Genomic DNA, 16468 nt, shown 5'->3' on the forward strand with positions numbered 1-16468 from the left:
GGTTTCGCTACGCTCCCCCCATCCTACGTGCTCCCTATCCCTGCGCCTTACTGCATCAGCGACATGGCCAGTTGGCCGATGGTGCCGCTCTGCTTCAGCATGCCGGTGCCGGCCTGCATCAGCATCTGCTTGGTGGTCATCGACGCGGTCTCGGCGGCGTAGTCGGTGTCCATGATGCGGCCCTTGGCGATCTGGGTGTTGTTGTTGACGTTGGACAGGTTGTTGTAGACGTGGTCCAGGCGGTTGGCGCCGGCACCGATGGCGGAGCGCACCGCACCCAGGTCATTCAGCGCGGTTTCGGCCAAGGTGATGGCGCCGTTGGCGCCACCAGCAGCAGTCAAGTCGCCAGCCTGCAGCAAGCCCATCGAGGTGGCAAAGGTGCCCATCTCGGTGGAAGCATCGAAGGCGTAGGTTTCGCTGGCGGAAGAACCGATCTGGAACGTCACGGTTCCGTCCAGCTTGCCGCCGGTCAGCAGCGCGGTACCGCCGAACTTGGTGTTGCTCATGATGTTGGTCAGTTCAGCACCCAGCTGGGTGAATTCGGCCTGGGCCGCGGTCTGGTCGGCGGCGCTGGCGGTGCCGTTGGCCGCTTCGGTGGCGAGGTCCTTCATGCGCAGCATGATGTTCGACACTTCCCCCAGCGCACCGTCGGCGGTCTGCAGCATGCTGATGCCGTTCTGGGCGTTCTTCATCGCCACGGTCATGCCACGGCTCTGCGCGTCCAGACGGGTGGCGATCTGCAGGCCGGCGGCGTCGTCCATGGCCGAGTTGATGCGGAAACCGGTACCCAGGCGGGTCATCGCGGTGGTCAGGGCGCTCTGGCTGGCGTTCAGGTTGCTCTTGGTGAACAGGGCGGCGGCGTTGGTTTGCAGGCTCAGCATGGTGTAGTGCTCCTTTTGGGCTAATCGGGACCGGCGTCATCGCCGTCACCAGTACAAAGCGACCAAACCAGCGGGCACATTAAACGATGCCGCGTGTGAAAAATCACACTCCGTCGTCCCGCGCCGATTCGCCTGCGGCAGGAGCACGCACCGCCGCCAACGGCCGGGCACGACTCCCGCCATCGACAATGGTTTAGATTCCGCCATGCCTCCCGCCCAGCAGGAGGGCCGGTGCGGCGAAGACAGCAGCAACGACCACCGCACCCGGACATCCGGGCGGTGGTTGATGGTTTCCACATGGAGGAGCCGGGGACCAAGTACCGCGTGACCAATGCCCAAGGCCCCCCCGAACCCCGCCGGAAGCGGGTGATCATGAACTGGGAACATGAGGAGTTTGGAGGGTTATTCTGAAGGCAGTGAGCAGAGGGTCGTCTCTGCTCCCAACAGCATTAGCTATTCAGTCGTTGAACGAACTGAAAGCAAAGCCACAGCAGGAATGCAACGACCGCACCTGCTGTTGCCACCGCACCTACACCAGCCAGCCCAACTGTCGTCATCTCGGCTAGCACGTGGCTAAAGCCGATACAGACCCCAGGGACCAACTTGGCAAATGCAGTAAGGCTGTCTGACTTGCTTTTTGAACGCATATGAACTCCTTTGCATTCTCAAAGTCTCGGCAGGCCAATGCGAGCAGGATGCTAGCAAAGAGTCAGAAACCGAGGATCAGACCTTCCCCCCAAATTTTGAAGCAGTCTATGGGGGGCTCCTGACTGCACGGTAAAAGGGAGTGGCTAGACCACCCCCTTAAGTCCGGTTTGTTACAACAAATCAATGTGTCAATTATCCCGCAATCATTAGAGCATTGCTAATGCCAAAAGCAATGCAAAAATGTGCCAAAAGGTGCACGAGGTTACAGCGACGCGGCCAACGGTCAAGATATGAACTATGGTGCGCAAAACAAAAAAGGACGCCGGCTTTGCAGCCGGCGTCCTTGGTAATTCTGTGGCTCCCCGAGCAGGGCTCGAACCTGCGACCTGCGGATTAACAGTCCGTCGCTCTACCAACTGAGCTATCAGGGAACATCTGAAGAGGGAAGAATCATAAATGAATCCCTCCCCCTTCGTCAACACCCTCGAGTCACCTCGAGCGGTTTTTTTCTACCCTCAGTGGCGGGTTTCCACCTGCTTAAGCTCCACCGGTGCCGCGGAATCCACCGACTCGCGCACCACCTCGCGGCGACGAACCCCTGCCACGACCGGCTCGACCAGCGGCTGAGGCGGAACCTCGCTTGCCGGTTTGGTGCTGACCATCACCAGGCCGCCGAGATCGAGTGGCTGCAGCTCAGCTTTCGCCACCGTCTCGACGACCTGCGCCACCACCTCCTTGACCGGCTCGACCACCACTTCCGCGATCGGTTCGGGCTCCACCGCGACCGGCTCTTCAGCCACTTCAACAGCGGCTTCGACAACCGGCGCCGGCTCGGCGGCAGGAGCGACGACCTCGGCCGCCACCACCGCTTCCACCACTACCTCAGCCGGGCTGGCCACAGCCTGCTCGACCACCTCGGCGACGACCGGGCGTACCACTTCAGCCACGACCGCTTCAGCGACCACGGCTTCCGCTACGGTTTCTTCCACCGGCACCGGCTCGACCACCGCCGCTTCAGGCGCTACCACAGCCTGTTCGGCCACCGTTTCCGTCACCGCTTCCGCCGCCACTTCGGCAACGGCTTCGGCCACGACCGGGGTCGCCACTTCGGCAGCCACGGCAACCGGCTCGGCCACTTGCGGGGCCTCGGCAACCTGAACCGCTTCCGTCACGGACGCCTCAGCGGCTACCTCGGCGGACGGGACGACTCCCGCCACGACCTCGCCCTCGGCGGCGACCGCCTCGGTCGGTTGCTGCAGAGTACCGTCACGCTGTGCCTCGATGCCTTCGCGGCGGTTACGGTCGCGACGGCCACGGCGACGGCGACGCTCGCCGCGCTCCGCGCCCTCGCCGGCTTCTTCCGCCCCGGCCGGCACCTCGGCCGCCTTCAGCTCCTCGAGATTAGCCTGCTCGACCGGCTCCTTGACCTGCTCTGCCTCGCTGACCTGCGGGGTCGGGCGACGACGCGGTTCCTGCTGACGCGGCGACTGCGGTGCCTTATCCTCGGCAGCCTGCGGCTGCGGACGCGGAGTCTCGCGCGCCTCACGCGGTTCGCGTTCGCGACGCTCCCCACGTTCGGCGCGTTCGCCTCGCTCGGCACGCTCGCGGCGCGGTGCACGCTCCTGGCGTGCTTGCTGCTCCTGGCCGGCTTCGCCACGAGCCTCGCCCTGTGCTGCCGGACGGCGACGATCTTCCTGCTGGGCACCACCCTGACGACGCTCGTCACGGTCACGACGCCCCTGGTTGCCCTGGCGGCGATCGCCCTGACGGGAACGCGGATTACGCTGTTCGCGCACCGGCTCCTTCTTGACTTCCACCGGTGCCGGCTTGACCGGCTCTACCGGTGCCAGTACCGACTTGAACCAGCCCACCAGGCGCTCGATCAGACCCGCGCTCTGCACCGGCGCGGCGGCCGCGGCCACCGGTTGCTCGACCGGAGCCGCCGGAGCGGCCACTTCCGGCGCCGGCTGCAACGGGGTAATCCCCTTGACCGCGGCTTCCTGACGTTCGACCTTAGGCTTGGCCTGGCCGAAGTTGGCCGTGCCTTCTTCTTCCTGGATTTCGACGCGGCTGTAGCTCGGCAGATCGCCCAGTTCGCTCATGTCGTCGTGGCGCACGCGCACGATCTTGTAATGCGGGGTTTCCAGATGGATGTTCGGAATCAGCACCACGCTGACGTCGAGGCGCTCTTCGATCGAATAGATTTCGGCACGCTTCTCGTTGAGCAGGAAGGTGGCGACGTCCACCGGCACCTGGGCATGCACCGCACCGGTGTTCTCCTTCATCGCCTCTTCCTGGATGATGCGCAGGATATGCAGCGCGGAGGACTCGGTGCCGCGGATGAAGCCGATGCCGTGGCAACGCGGGCACGGCTCGTGGCTGGTCTCGCCGAGGCTCGGCTGCAGACGCTGACGCGACAGCTCCAGAAGGCCGAAACGCGACAGCTTGCCCATCTGCACGCGGGCGCGGTCGTGCTTGAGCACGTCGCGCAGGCGGTTTTCCACCTCGCGCTGGTTCTTCTGGATCTCCATGTCGATGAAGTCGATCACGATCAGACCACCCAGGTCGCGCAGGCGCAGCTGGCGGGCGATTTCCTCGGCCGCCTCCAGGTTGGTCTTGAGCGCCGTCTCCTCGATGTCGGCGCCCTTGGTGGCGCGTGCCGAGTTGACGTCCACCGACACCAGCGCCTCGGTATGGTCGATCACGATGGCGCCGCCGGACGGCAGCTGCACGCTGCGCGAGAAGGCGGTTTCGATCTGGTGCTCGATCTGGAAACGGGAGAACAGCGGCACCGGGTCTTGGTACAGCTTGACCCGGTTGATGGTGTTCGGCATCACGTGCGCCATGAACTGGCGCGCCTGCTCATGGATTTCCTCGGTATCGATGAGGATTTCGCCGATGTCCGGCTGGTAGTAGTCGCGGATGGCGCGGATCACCAGGCTGCCTTCCTGCAGGATCAGCAGCGGACCGCTCTGGGCGCCGGCGGCGCCTTCGATGGCGCGCCACAGTTGCAGCAGGTAATTGAGGTCCCACTGCAGCTCTTCGAAGGTACGGCCGATGCCGGCGGTGCGCGCGATCAGGCTCATCCCCTGCGGCACTTCCAGCTGCGCCAGCAGATCCTTCAGCTCCTGCCGCTCCTCGCCCTCGATGCGGCGCGAAACGCCGCCGCCGCGCGGGTTGTTGGGCATCAATACCAGGTAGCGGCCGGCCAGACTGATGTAGGTCGTCAAGGCCGCGCCCTTATTGCCGCGCTCGTCCTTCTCGACCTGCACCATCACTTCCATGCCTTCGCGCAGCACGTCCTGAATGCGCGGACGGCCACCTTCATAGTTCTGGAAATAGGAACGGGAGACTTCTTTGAAGGGCAGGAAACCGTGGCGATCGGTGCCGTAATCGACAAAGCACGCCTCGAGCGAAGGCTCGATACGGGTGATCACACCTTTGTAGATGTTCCCCTTGCGTTGTTCTTTTCCGACCGTTTCGATATCCAGATCGATGAGCTTCTGCCCATCGACAATGGCAACGCGCAGCTCTTCGGCCTGCGTTGCGTTAAACAGCATACGTTTCATGTATACGTTCCCTGCGCGGCACTCACGCAAGGATGCAGCCAGTATTTGACGGCCCAGTGGCTAGAAATGGGCGCTTTCCGAAAGAAGTAGTGGTCTAAAGAGCATGAAAAACGAATTTAACAAGCCGACTTCCTGATTTTCTCTCACATGAACGACGCCCGCACATGCATTGTCATACAGTGGGATACGGTCGGCATCCTTGGCGTTGGCTTCTGGGATGTCACCGGGCGGGGCGCTCATGCCGGGTCAAACTTTGCTGCGGGATTCCCTGACGGGCTTTGCATCAGGGAATGGAATGCTCGTGAGTGCGTTATGCGGTCAAATGCATTACCATCGCTACTTTTCGGTGAGCGACTTAACCTTTGGCTGCGGCCGGTTCGTCCGGCGTCAGGTCAGGGGAACACCCTGCCGGCCGAACTCTATCCCCGCAGCAGCGTCATCAGGCGCTAAACCCATGACCCTTGCTTCCGGATTCGCCAGCGACGCATTGCAAATTAACGCATCGAGGCGGAAGAAGTATAAGCAATATGACTGATATTCGCAAAGACTCTGTAACCTTCTATACGGTGGGCGAAGCCGAGTCCGGCCAGCGCATCGACAATTTTCTGGTCCGCCTGCTCAAGGGGGTGCCGAAGAGCCATATTTACCGCATCCTGCGCTCCGGCGAAGTGCGCGTGAACAAGGGCCGCATCGACGCCGCCTACCGCTTGCAGGCCGACGATCAAATCCGCCTTCCCCCGGTGCGAGTGGCAGAACGGCAGGAGAACGACGCCCCGGCCACGACCTTCCCGGTGATCTACGAAGACAACGCCCTGCTGGTCATCGACAAGCCGGCCGGCGTCGCGGTGCACGGCGGCAGCGGCGTCTCGTTCGGTGTCATCGAACAATTGCGCAAGGCCTACCCGGAGTACCGCTTCCTCGAGTTGGTGCATCGGCTCGACCGCGAGACCTCGGGCCTCCTGATGCTGGCCAAGAAACGCTCGGCCCTGCTCAAGCTGCACGACATGATGCGCTCGAGCACGCCAGACAAGCGCTACCTGGCGCTGGGCGTAGGGCGCTGGCAGGACGACAAGCACGTCAAACTGCCACTGTTCAAGTTCACCAACGCCGAGGGCGAGCGCCGCGTGCGTGTCGCCGACAACGGCCAGAGCGCCCACACCATCTTCAAGGTGCAGGAGCGCTTCGCCGACTTCACCCTGGTGGAAGCGCGCCTGCGCACCGGCCGCACGCACCAGATCCGGGTGCACATGGCGGCCAGCGGCCACCCCATCGCCGGTGACGACAAGTACGGCGACGCGGCACTCAACCGCGAACTGGGCCGGCGCGGCCTGCGCCGCATGTTCCTGCACGCGGCCTCGCTGTCTCTGCCGCACCCGCTGACTGGCGAGCCGCTCAGCTTCCAGGCCCCGCTTCCGCCCGAACTCGCCCACTTCCTCGACAGCCTGAGGCCGCATGAACAAAACGTTTGATCTGATCGTATTCGATTGGGACGGCACCCTGATGGACTCGACCGCCCACATCGCCACCTCGATCCAGAAGGCCTGCGCCGATCTGGGTTTGCCGGTGCCGGACCGCAGCGCCGCCAGCCATGTCATCGGCCTTGGCCTGGGGGATGCCTTGCGTCATGTCTGCCCCAGCCTGCCGGCGGAGCGCTTCGAGGACATGGTAGACGCCTATCGGCAGCATTACCTGAACGGGGACGCTACGATAGAATTGTTCGAACATGTGCAGGAAGGGTTGGCCGAACTGCAGCAGAGCGGACTCTTCCTCGCCGTGGCTACCGGCAAAAGCCGCAAGGGCCTCGACCGGGCGCTGACCGAAACCGGGTTGGGAACGCTGTTTCATGCCAGCCGCACGGCAGATGAGTGCCACTCCAAGCCCCATCCGGCCATGCTGCTGGAACTGACCGACGAACTCGGCGTCGCCCCCGGACGCACCCTGATGGTGGGCGACACCACGCACGACCTGCTGATGGCGCAGAACGCTGGCACCCACAAGGTGGGCATGAGCTACGGCGCCCATCCGGTCTCCGCGCTACGGGAGTGCCAGCCGCTGGCCCTGTTCGACGATTTCCGGAGCCTGCTGCAATGGCTGAAACCGCAAATCGGCTGATCTGCGCCTCCGCCGACCTGGCAAACAGCGGCAAGGCGGTGCGCTTCGAGGCCACCGACGCCCATGGCCACGTGGTCAGCGCGCTGGTCTTTCGCTACCAGGGCCGGATTTTCGCTTACCATAATAGCTGTCGTCATATTCCGGTCGAGCTCGACCTCACCGATGGCGAAGTCTTCGACCTGACCGGGCATTACCTGGTGTGCAGCATGCACGGCGCGCTCTACCACCCGGAGAGTGGCCTGTGTGTCGGCGGCCCCTGCCGCGGTCAGCGCCTGACCCCACTCAACGTCAGCGAACGGGACGGCCAGGTGTTTTGTGTAACCGCCGCCGCGCGCGGCGACACGGAGAAAAACGGTGAACGATAACCCGCAATGGGAGCGCCAGCTGCTGGAAAAGCTGGCCATGGCCTCGCTGGTGGAGCAGCGCCGCACCCGCCAGTGGAAGATCTTTTTCAGGCTGGCCTGGCTCGTCATCATCGGCGCCGCGGTTTTCGGCCTGTTCTACACCAAGGACGAGGTACCGGGCGAGCGACTGATCGGGGACGGCCACACCGCCACGCTGCAGCTCAAAGGCGTCATAGACAGCGACAACGACACCGCCGAGAAGCTGATCACCGGCCTGAACGACGCCTACCGCGACAAGAACACCCGCGGCATCATCATCCAGGCCAACAGCCCGGGCGGCAGCCCTGTGCTGTCGGGCATGGTCTACGACGAAATCCGCCGCCAGAAGAAACTGCATCCGGCCATCCCGCTCTACGTCGTGGTCGAGGAAGTGTGCGCTTCCGGCTGCTACTACATCGCCGCCGCCGCGGACAAGATCTTCGTCGACAAGGCCAGCATCATCGGCTCGATCGGCGTCCTGTCGGACGGTTTCGGCTTTACCGGGGTGATGGAGAAGCTGGGCGTCGAGCGCCGCTTGAGAACCTCGGGGGAAAACAAGGCGATGGGTGACCCGTTCTCGCCGCTCAACCCCAAGCAGGAAGCCATCCGCCAGCAATTGCTGGACGACATCCATCAGCAATTCATCTCGGCGGTAAAGGATGGGCGCGGTTCTCGCCTGCACAATGACCCAGACCTGTTCAGTGGCCTGATCTGGCTGGGGACCAAGAGCATCCCGCTGGGGCTTGCCGACGGCTACGGCACGGTGCACAGCGTGGCCCGCGACGTCATCAAGTCGGAAAAGACCGTCGACTACACCCCGGAAGACACCTTCCCCAGCCGTTTCGCGCGCCGCCTGGGCGTCGAATTCAGCAGCGGGGTCAAGGGCCTGTTCGACCCCCGCTTTTTCTGATTTTTGAGCAAACGGATACCATGGCACGCCGGCGACGCAGCGAAGACGAACATGAAAACCATGAACGGTGGCTGGTTTCCTACGCCGACTTCATCACCCTGTTATTCGCCTTCTTCGTGGTGATGTACGCCATCTCTTCGGTCAACGAAGGGAAGTACCGGGTCCTGTCGAGTGCCATCGTCGACGCCTTCCGCACCGGTACGGCAATCAGCTTGCAGACCACGCCCCCCACCGGCGGCGCCAACACCATGATCGAAGTGGCGCAGAACAAACCCGTGGCCAAGGCGATCAAGGGCGAGCAGCAACTCAAGGAACAGGCCCGGCTGGGCAGCCTCGCCATCGACCTGCAAAAAGTGATGGAACCCCTGGTCAAAGGCGGGCAGGTCAAGATTACCCAGAGTCCCAAAGGCGTCACCATCGAGATACGCGACAGCGCTTTGTTCCCCATCGCCCAGGCCCAGCCGGCTCCACAGTCGCTGCAGGTTCTGGCGCAGATGGCGAAAGTGCTGTCCCAGGTCGACAACCCGATCACCGTCGAAGGCTTCACCGACAACATCCCGATCCGCAACACCTTCTACCCGTCCAACTGGGAGTTGTCGGCGGCGCGGGCCGGCAGCGTGGTGCGGCTGTTTGTCGAGAACGGCATCGCACCGGCGCGCCTGGTGGCCGTCGGCCGCGCCGAGAACCTCCCCGTGGCGGACAACGCCAGCGAGGAAGGACGGGCCAGCAACCGCCGGGTTTCGATCACGGTGCGGTCTGTCGCCGCCGAGGACAGCAAGCCCTTGGCGGTGGAGTCGCTCGACGGCGCCGCCACCCCACATGCCAACCCTAACTGACGACATGCAAGAGGAACGCCCATGAGCACCCCGATCAGCAATACCACCCTGGATCAACTGTTTAACAATGCGCGCACCCACACGCATTGGCAGTCCCGGCCGGTCGGCGACGACACCTTGCATCAGCTGTTTGATCTGCTGAAGATGGCACCGACCAGCGCCAATTGCTCGCCAGCACGCTTCGTGTTCGTGAAAAGCGCTGACGCCAAGCAGCGCCTCAAACCCTGCCTGTCGGAAGGCAATATCGACAAGACCATGGCGGCACCAGCCACGGTCATCGTGGCGATGGACACCCGTTTCTACGAGCACCTGCCGCAGCTGTTTCCGCACACCGATGCACGCAGCTGGTTCGAGGGCAACGAGGCCCTGATCCAGACCACCGCCTTCCGCAACAGCACCCTGCAAGGAGCCTACCTGATCATGGCGGCTCGCTCGCTCGGGCTCGACTGCGGCCCGATGTCCGGCTTCGACAACGCCAAGGTCGACGCCGAATTCTTCCCGGACGATCGCTTCAAATCGAACTTCCTGATCAATCTCGGCTACGGCGAGGCCAACAAATTGCACGCCCGAGCCCCGCGTTTCCGCTTCGACGAAGCCTGCTTGATCGCATAAGGCTTCGGCCAACCCTGCCCGCCCGGTTATAATCCGGGCATTTTTCTACCCGGAGACCCGCATGCTCTACTCGCTTCTGCGCCCTCTTCTGTTCAAGCTAGACGCAGAAACCGCCCACGAAACCACCCTGAAGCTGCTCGACAAAGCGCACCAGCTCCACCTGGACAGCATTCTGGGCCAGAGCACCACACGGCTGCCGGTGCAGGCCATGGGCCTGACCTTCCCCAATCCCGTGGGGCTGGCGGCGGGCCTCGACAAGAACGGGGAGCACATCGACGCCCTGGCCGGACTCGGCTTCGGCTTTCTGGAAATCGGCACCATCACCCCGCGGCCACAGGCCGGCAACCCCAAGCCACGCCTGTTCCGCGTCCCGGAGCACCAGGGCATCATCAATCGCATGGGGTTCAACAACCTGGGCGTCGATGCACTGCTGGAAAATGTGCGCAACTGCCGCTTCAAGGGTATCCTCGGCATCAATATCGGCAAGAATGCCACCACCCCGATCGAATCCGCGGTCGACGACTACCTCGCCTGCCTCGATAAGGTCTACGCCTACTCCAGCTACATCACGGTCAACATTTCTTCGCCCAACACCAAGAACCTGCGCCAACTGCAGCAGGCGGACGAGCTGTCGGCCCTGCTGGCCAGTCTCAAGGTGCGTCAGCAGGAGCTGGCCGACAAGCATGGCCGCTACGTACCGCTGGCGGTGAAAATCGCCCCGGACCTCGATGACGAGCAGATCGTCGCCATCGCCCGCCTGCTCACCGGGCACAAGATCGACGGCGTCATCGCCACCAACACCACGCTGTCGCGCAGCGAGATCGCCGGGCACCCCATGGCGGACGAAGCAGGCGGCCTGTCCGGCGCCCCGGTGCGCGAGCGCTCCACCGTCCTGATCCGCAAACTGGCCAAGGAACTCGACGGCGCCCTGCCCATCATAGGAGTGGGAGGCATCGACTCCGGTGAGGACGCCGCCGAAAAGATGGATGCCGGCGCCACACTGGTGCAACTCTACAGTGGCCTGATCTATCGTGGTCCGGGCCTGGTCGGCGAGGTGCTGCAAGCGTTGAAAGCACGCCGCCAACTGGACTCTGACAAATGATCCATCGCAAGGAAATGAACATGCTGAAATCTGCTCTGCGAACTCTCGTCGCGGCGGCCCTCGTCACTGGCACCCTGGCCGGCTGCGCCACATCGGACTCGGCTGCGGTTTACTCCAAGGGACAGATGCGCCAGGCCCAGAACGTGGAATTCGGCACGGTGGTCTCGGTGCAGAACGTGCTGATGGAAGGCAACAACAACGAGCTTCTGACCCTGGGTGGCGCAGCGCTGGGTGGCATTGCGGGCAGCACCATCGGCCAAGGTCGCGGGGCCGCCGCCGGCACCATTGTCGGCGCCCTGGCAGGCGGCTTTGGCACCCAGGCAGCACAGCGCAACCTCGGCACCAAGAATGCACTGGAAATCACCGTCAAGCTCGACCGTTCCGGCCGCATGCTGTCGATCGTTCAGGAAGCCGACATCCCCTTTGCCGTTGGGCAGCGCGTCAAGGTGCTGACCGGCGGCGGCAACGATCGCGTGGCACCGCTCTAAGCCACGTCCGGCTGACAGGACCAGACGACAAAGGGGCCAGACCGGCCCCTTTTTTTCGCGTCCCTCTCAGCAGAAGGGCTCCCAACGCCCGTCCCGCAGCCTTTCCAGAGGACGATACGCCGACTTGTAATCCATCTTGCGGCACCCCTCGATCCAGTACCCCAGGTAGACGTAGGGCAGCCCGAGCCGGCTAGCCAACCGCACCTGCCACAACACGTTGTAGACCCCATAACTGGCACGTACATCATCCGGCTCGTAGAAGGTATACACCGCCGACAGACCGTCGCTCAGCCGGTCGATCAGGCTCACCATTTTCAATACCCCGTCCTGGCGGAACTCGGCAAGAAAACTCTCCACATTGCTTTTCAGGATGAACTCGGCGTACTGGCCCGAATCGTCCTCGGACATGCCGCCACCGGCATGGCGTGCCGCCTGATAACGCCGGTACAAGTCGTAATGCTCCTCCCGGTACAGCAGCGGCAATAGCTCCACGGCCAAACTGTCGTGTTTTTTCCAGGCACGCCGCTGGGTCCGGTTGGAGGTAAAAGCCGCCACAGGGATACGTACAGGCTGGCAGGCCTTGCAGCCATCACAATAAGGCCGGTAGGTGTAATGCCCACTGCGCCGGAACCCCAGTCGCACCAGTTGGCTGTAGACGGCGCTGTCGATGGCTTCAGCCGGTATCGCCACCTGCGAGCGAGCCTGCAGATCCGGGATGTAACTGCACGGATATGGCGCCGTGGCGTAGAAATGGATGGCCATCAACGGGCCGGCATCACGGTGACTCATTGCTATACCTGTATGACCACATGCCTTCGGGGGCGGAAAGCCCCACCAGTTCTTTCAGCGTAGCAAGAAACTCGTGCCGCGGTATACGCCTGGCTCCCAGGCTGGCCAGATGCGAGGTGTACATCTGGCAGTCGATCATGGCGAAACCGCAGCGCTGCAGGTGCCGGGACATATGCACAAAAGCCAGCTTGGAGGCATTGCTGACGCGGGAGAACATCGACTCGCCATAAAACATCCGCCCCAGCGCCACACCATACAAACCGCCCACCAGCACCCCTTGCTGCCAGGTTTCGAAGGAATGGGCCAGCCCCAGCTCATGCAGGTGGCAGTAGGCATCGACCATCCCAGGGCCGATCCAGGTTCCGGGCTGACCGTCGCGCGGCGCCGCGCAGGCTTTCATGACCTCGCGAAAGGCGGTGTCGACACGGATTTCATAAGGGTGGTTGCGCAGCGTTTTGGCCAGGGACCGGGTGATGCGCAACTCGGCCGGAAACAGCACCATGCGCTCGGAAGGGGACCACCAGAGAATCGGTTCCCCAGGTGAAAACCAGGGGAAGATTCCCTGGCTATACCCCAGCACAAGCCGCGCGGACGAAAGATCCCCTCCCGCAGCCAGCAAACCATCCGGCTCGATCAGGGCGCTCTCGACGCTGGGGAAAGCCAGCTCACGGCTGAGCCAGGGAACCATGGGTCAATCAGGGTTTTTTAGTGCCAGCGCAATCAGGGCATTCGCCATACATATAGAGGGCATGATCGACGATGTGGAAGCCGTGCTGCTCCGCAATGCGATCCTGCAACGCCTCGATTTCGGGATCGAAGAATTCCACGACCTTGCCGCATTTGACGCACACCATGTGGTCATGATGGCCGCCCTCGTTCAATTCATACACCGCCTTGCCGGTTTCAAAATGGTGGCGCACCAGAATACCTGCCTGCTCGAACTGGGTCAGGACACGATAGATGGTGGCGAGGCCAACATCGATATTCTCGGCGATGAGGCGGCGGTAAACGTCTTCTGCCGACAGGTGGCGTGACTCGCTGGTTTCGAACAAATCCAGAATTTTCAGGCGGGGACCGGTCGCTTTCAGACCAATATCTTTAAGGTGACTGGCTTTACTCATCATGATATAAATGTAGGTGGTCCAAAAACCATGATAAAGCCTTTTCGCGGCTTTGCCTAATTACCATCCCATAAATTCTACCTGAGCGGAGTCACATGCGCGTCCTGATTATTGCCGCCGCCATCGTCCTGTCCGGCTGCAGTTCTCTGAACCCGATGAGCTGGTTCACCCCTTACCAAATGGACATCCCTCAAGGGAATTACGTCACGCAGGATGCCGTCGCCAAACTCAAGCCCGGCATGACCCGCAGCCAGGTTCGCTTCCTGCTGGGCACGCCGCTCCTGACCGATGCCTTCCATAGCAATCGCTGGGATTACAAATACCGCCTGGTACGAGCGGGCAAACCGGCAGAGGACAAGCTGCTGACGGTGTACTTCGATGGCGACGCCATGACGCGCGTGGAGGGCGAAGCCCTGCCGGCTGAACGCGCCATTCTCCCGGCCGAAGCCTCGGCCCCCGCTCAGCAATCGAAGGCACAATAACCATGATGAATGTAGTGATCGTAGGAGCCAGCGGCCGCATGGGGCGCACGTTGATCGAATCGGTGCTGGCGACCGATGGCCTTCAGCTGCACGCCGCCGTGGAGCGGCCGGGTTCCGATTTCATCGGCCAGGATGCCGGCCTGTTCCTCGGCCAGGCCACCGGCATCAAAGTCACCACCGACTTCGATGCCGCGCTGCAAGGCGCCGACGTTGTCATCGACTTCACCCGTCCGGAAGGCACGCTCCACTACATGGCCAGCTGTGTCACGCACAACGTGAAGCTGATCATCGGCACTACCGGCTTCGATGAGGCCGGCAAGGAAGCCATCCGCCAGGCCTCGGAAAAGATCGGCATCGTGTTCGCGCCGAACTTCAGTGTTGGCGTAAACCTGACGTTCAAACTGCTCGACATCGCTTCGCGAGTTCTGGCAGAGGACTACGATATCGAAATCATCGAAGCCCACCACCGCCACAAGGTGGATGCCCCGTCCGGAACGGCGTTGCGCATGGGCGAAGTGATCGCCAACGCGCTTGGCCGCGACCTGAAGGAATGTGCCGTCTACGGCCGCGAAGGCGTGACCGGCGAACGCGATGCCAAGACCATTGGCTTTGCCACGGTGCGCGCCGGCGATGTGGTCGGCGACCATACCGCATTGTTTGCCACCAATGGCGAACGCGTGGAGATCACCCACAAGGCATCCAGCCGCGCCACCTTCGCCAACGGCGCCGTGCGTGCAGCCAAATGGCTGTCCGCCAAGCCGATCGGCCTGTTCGACATGCAAGACGTCTTGGGCCTGCGTTGACACAAACAAAGAGGAGGGGCCACGCCTCTCCTCTTTCTTATAACGGCGAATCATCGCTCCGTCGTTTCACCCTGAGCCTGACCACCTGCCTCGGTCGCAAGCGCCAGGAGCAAGACCCCATACTGTTCGGCCAACCTTCAGTCCCAGGCCCTGCCTCGCGGCCATCCAACCTGCCCCACCGGATCAAGCCGACTGCAATGACAACTGTTCGGGCAAATGCTTCACCTCAAAGGTCTGCTCCACATCCCCTGCTTCGTTGACGCTCTCCAGACGAACATCGAACCCCCACAGACGCGCAACATGCTTCAGCACCTCGTGGGCGCTCCCAGCCTCCAACGGCCGACGACGATGCATCGTGTGCCGTAGCGTCAGGCCACGGTCACCGCGCACGTTGACCGACCATACTTGTATATTGGGCTCGCGTGATCCCAGGTTGTACTGCTCCGACAACTTCTGCCGCACGTCACGATAGCCCTCGTCGTCGTGAATCGCCGACACCAGCAAGGTGCTGTCGCGATCATCGTCACGAATGGAGAAGAAGCGGAAATCGCGGATCAGCTTGGGTGACAGGTATTGCGAGACAAAGCTTTCGTCCTTGAAGTTCTTCATGGCGAAATCGAGCGTCTGTTGCCAGTTGCTGCCGGCGATATCGGGGAACCACAGTCGATCCTCTTCGGTTGGCTCCTCGCAAATACGCTTGATGTCCTGATACATGGCAAAACCCAAAGCATACGGATTGATGCCGTTGTACCAGCGGGCCGTGACAGGAGGCTGATAGACCACGTTGGTATGCGACTGCAGGAACTCCATCATGGCGCCATCGGTAACCAGGCCCTTGGCGAACAGACGATTCATGATGGTGTAGTGCCAGAACGTGGCCCAGCCTTCGTTCATCACCTGAGTCTGGCGCTGCGGATAGAAATACTGGGCGACCTTGCGCACGATGCGCACGATTTCCCGTTGCCACGGTTCCAGGAGCGGAGCCGACTTCTCGATGAAGTACAGCAGGTTCTCCTGCGGTTCGGACGGGAAACGCACCGGCTCATGCTCGCCACCACTCTTGGCCGGCCGCGGGATGGTGCGCCACAGATCGTTGACCTGCATCTGCAGGTACTGCTCACGCTCCTCCTGCCGGGCTTGTTCTTTGGCCAGCGACAGCTTTTGCGGTCTCTTGTAGCGATCCACACCATAATTCATCAGGGCATGGCAGGAGTCGAGCAACTCCTCCACGGCGTCGATGCCGTAGCGCTCCTCGCAACGTGCAATGTAGCTCTTGGCAAACACCAAGTAGTCGACAATGGCCGAGGCATCGGTCCAGGTGCGGAACAGGTAGTTGCCCTTGAAGAACGAGTTGTGGCCGAAGGCGGCATGCGCAATCACCAGTGCCTGCATGGTCATGGAGTTTTCCTCCATGAGATAGGCGATGCAGGGGTTGGAATTGATCACGATTTCGTAGGCCAGCCCCATATGGCCACGCTTGTAGCTCTTTTCGGTGGAAACGAAGTGCTTGCCGAAAGACCAGTGATGGTAATTCACCGGCATGCCGACTGATGAGTAGGCATCCATCATTTGTTCGGCAGAAATGACTTCAAGCTGAACCGGATACACATCCAGCCCATACTCCTTGACGGCAATCTCGCGAATCGCACGCTCGTACTCGTCGAGCAGGTCGAAGGTCCATTCGGAACCAGTCGAAATGGGTGTCATGCTGCACCTCCGCAAAGTCGGCTTG

Annotated in this window: 16 protein-coding genes and 1 tRNA gene; 10 read left to right on the top strand and 7 right to left on the bottom strand. The window is 62.1% G+C overall.

What is annotated here, in order from left to right; all coding sequences use genetic code 11:
- Positions 1-47 precede the first annotated feature (47 nt).
- From B9N72_RS05435 to B9N72_RS05445, 3 genes are all read right to left on the bottom strand, one after another.
- A complete protein-coding gene (locus B9N72_RS05435; protein WP_085275412.1) occupies positions 48-881 on the bottom strand; it encodes a flagellin N-terminal helical domain-containing protein in 834 nt (277 codons plus the stop codon).
- Positions 882-1884: 1003 nt separating this feature from the next.
- Positions 1885-1960: transfer RNA gene (locus B9N72_RS05440), tRNA-Asn, on the bottom strand.
- 84 nt (positions 1961-2044) lie between these two features.
- Positions 2045-5098 (bottom strand): Rne/Rng family ribonuclease, encoded by a 3054-nt coding sequence (locus tag B9N72_RS05445; RefSeq protein WP_085275413.1) that lies wholly within the window; start codon positions 5096-5098, stop codon positions 2045-2047.
- Between the two features lie 527 nt (positions 5099-5625).
- Between B9N72_RS05445 and rluC the strand changes: the two genes are divergently transcribed.
- The 8 genes from rluC (at position 5626) to B9N72_RS05485 (ending at position 11541) form a co-directional block, all read left to right on the top strand.
- Positions 5626-6567 carry a 23S rRNA pseudouridine(955/2504/2580) synthase RluC gene (gene rluC, locus B9N72_RS05450; RefSeq protein ID WP_085275414.1) on the top strand — a complete coding sequence of 314 codons (942 nt, stop codon included), beginning with the start codon at positions 5626-5628 and terminating at the stop codon, positions 6565-6567.
- Positions 6551-7210: an HAD family hydrolase gene (locus B9N72_RS05455; protein WP_085275415.1), complete on the top strand. Its 660-nt coding sequence runs from the start codon at positions 6551-6553 to the stop codon at positions 7208-7210. Before rluC ends, B9N72_RS05455 begins: the two co-directional genes overlap by 17 nt.
- Entirely contained in the window at positions 7186-7575 is a 390-nt protein-coding gene (locus B9N72_RS05460; protein ID WP_085275416.1) for a Rieske (2Fe-2S) protein, read from the top strand. The genes B9N72_RS05455 and B9N72_RS05460 overlap by 25 nt, the downstream gene beginning before the upstream one ends.
- The gene (locus tag B9N72_RS05465) at positions 7565-8503 is read left to right on the top strand and encodes a S49 family peptidase (RefSeq protein WP_085275417.1); all 939 of its coding nucleotides are present in this window, start codon (positions 7565-7567) and stop codon (positions 8501-8503) included. The genes B9N72_RS05460 and B9N72_RS05465 overlap by 11 nt, the downstream gene beginning before the upstream one ends.
- A gap of 20 nt (positions 8504-8523) precedes the next feature.
- Positions 8524-9339 (top strand): flagellar motor protein MotD, encoded by an 816-nt coding sequence (gene motD / locus B9N72_RS05470; protein ID WP_085275418.1) that lies wholly within the window; start codon positions 8524-8526, stop codon positions 9337-9339.
- A 21-nt stretch (positions 9340-9360) separates the two neighbouring features.
- Positions 9361-9951, top strand: a complete 591-nt coding sequence (locus B9N72_RS05475; RefSeq protein WP_085275419.1) for a malonic semialdehyde reductase — start codon at positions 9361-9363, stop codon at positions 9949-9951.
- 61 nt (positions 9952-10012) lie between these two features.
- Positions 10013-11053: a quinone-dependent dihydroorotate dehydrogenase gene (locus tag B9N72_RS05480; protein ID WP_085275420.1), complete on the top strand. Its 1041-nt coding sequence runs from the start codon at positions 10013-10015 to the stop codon at positions 11051-11053.
- Positions 11050-11541 (top strand): outer membrane lipoprotein, encoded by a 492-nt coding sequence (locus B9N72_RS05485; RefSeq protein WP_085275421.1) that lies wholly within the window; start codon positions 11050-11052, stop codon positions 11539-11541. Before B9N72_RS05480 ends, B9N72_RS05485 begins: the two co-directional genes overlap by 4 nt.
- A 66-nt stretch (positions 11542-11607) precedes the next feature.
- Here B9N72_RS05485 and B9N72_RS05490 read toward each other — a convergent pair whose 3' ends face one another.
- The 3 genes from B9N72_RS05490 to fur are packed head-to-tail and all read right to left on the bottom strand — an operon-like array spanning position 11608 to position 13451.
- Positions 11608-12330, bottom strand: coding sequence for an arginyltransferase (locus B9N72_RS05490; protein WP_085275422.1), 723 nt, complete (start codon positions 12328-12330; stop codon positions 11608-11610).
- Entirely contained in the window at positions 12317-13018 is a 702-nt protein-coding gene (gene aat / locus B9N72_RS05495) for a leucyl/phenylalanyl-tRNA--protein transferase (RefSeq protein ID WP_085275423.1), read from the bottom strand. The genes B9N72_RS05490 and aat overlap by 14 nt, the downstream gene beginning before the upstream one ends.
- A gap of 7 nt (positions 13019-13025) precedes the next feature.
- The gene (gene fur, locus B9N72_RS05500; protein WP_200810883.1) at positions 13026-13451 is read right to left on the bottom strand and encodes a ferric iron uptake transcriptional regulator; all 426 of its coding nucleotides are present in this window, start codon (positions 13449-13451) and stop codon (positions 13026-13028) included.
- A 95-nt stretch (positions 13452-13546) separates the two neighbouring features.
- On the opposite strand from fur, the gene B9N72_RS05505 reads away from it, so the two are divergent.
- Both B9N72_RS05505 and dapB read left to right on the top strand, forming a co-directional pair.
- Entirely contained in the window at positions 13547-13933 is a 387-nt protein-coding gene (locus B9N72_RS05505; protein WP_085275425.1) for an outer membrane protein assembly factor BamE, read from the top strand.
- Between the two features lie 2 nt (positions 13934-13935).
- Positions 13936-14736, top strand: a complete 801-nt coding sequence (dapB, locus tag B9N72_RS05510) for a 4-hydroxy-tetrahydrodipicolinate reductase (RefSeq protein ID WP_085275426.1) — start codon at positions 13936-13938, stop codon at positions 14734-14736.
- 183 nt (positions 14737-14919) lie between these two features.
- On the opposite strand, the gene B9N72_RS05515 is transcribed toward dapB, so the two are convergent.
- On the bottom strand, positions 14920-16443 hold the full coding sequence (locus B9N72_RS05515; protein WP_085275427.1) for a SpoVR family protein: 1524 nt from the start codon (positions 16441-16443) through the stop codon (positions 14920-14922).
- Between the last annotated feature and the right edge of the window lie 25 nt (positions 16444-16468).

The sequence above is a fragment of the Pseudogulbenkiania subflava DSM 22618 genome (assembly GCF_900177275.1).
Lineage (GTDB): Bacteria > Pseudomonadota > Gammaproteobacteria > Burkholderiales > Chromobacteriaceae > Pseudogulbenkiania > Pseudogulbenkiania subflava.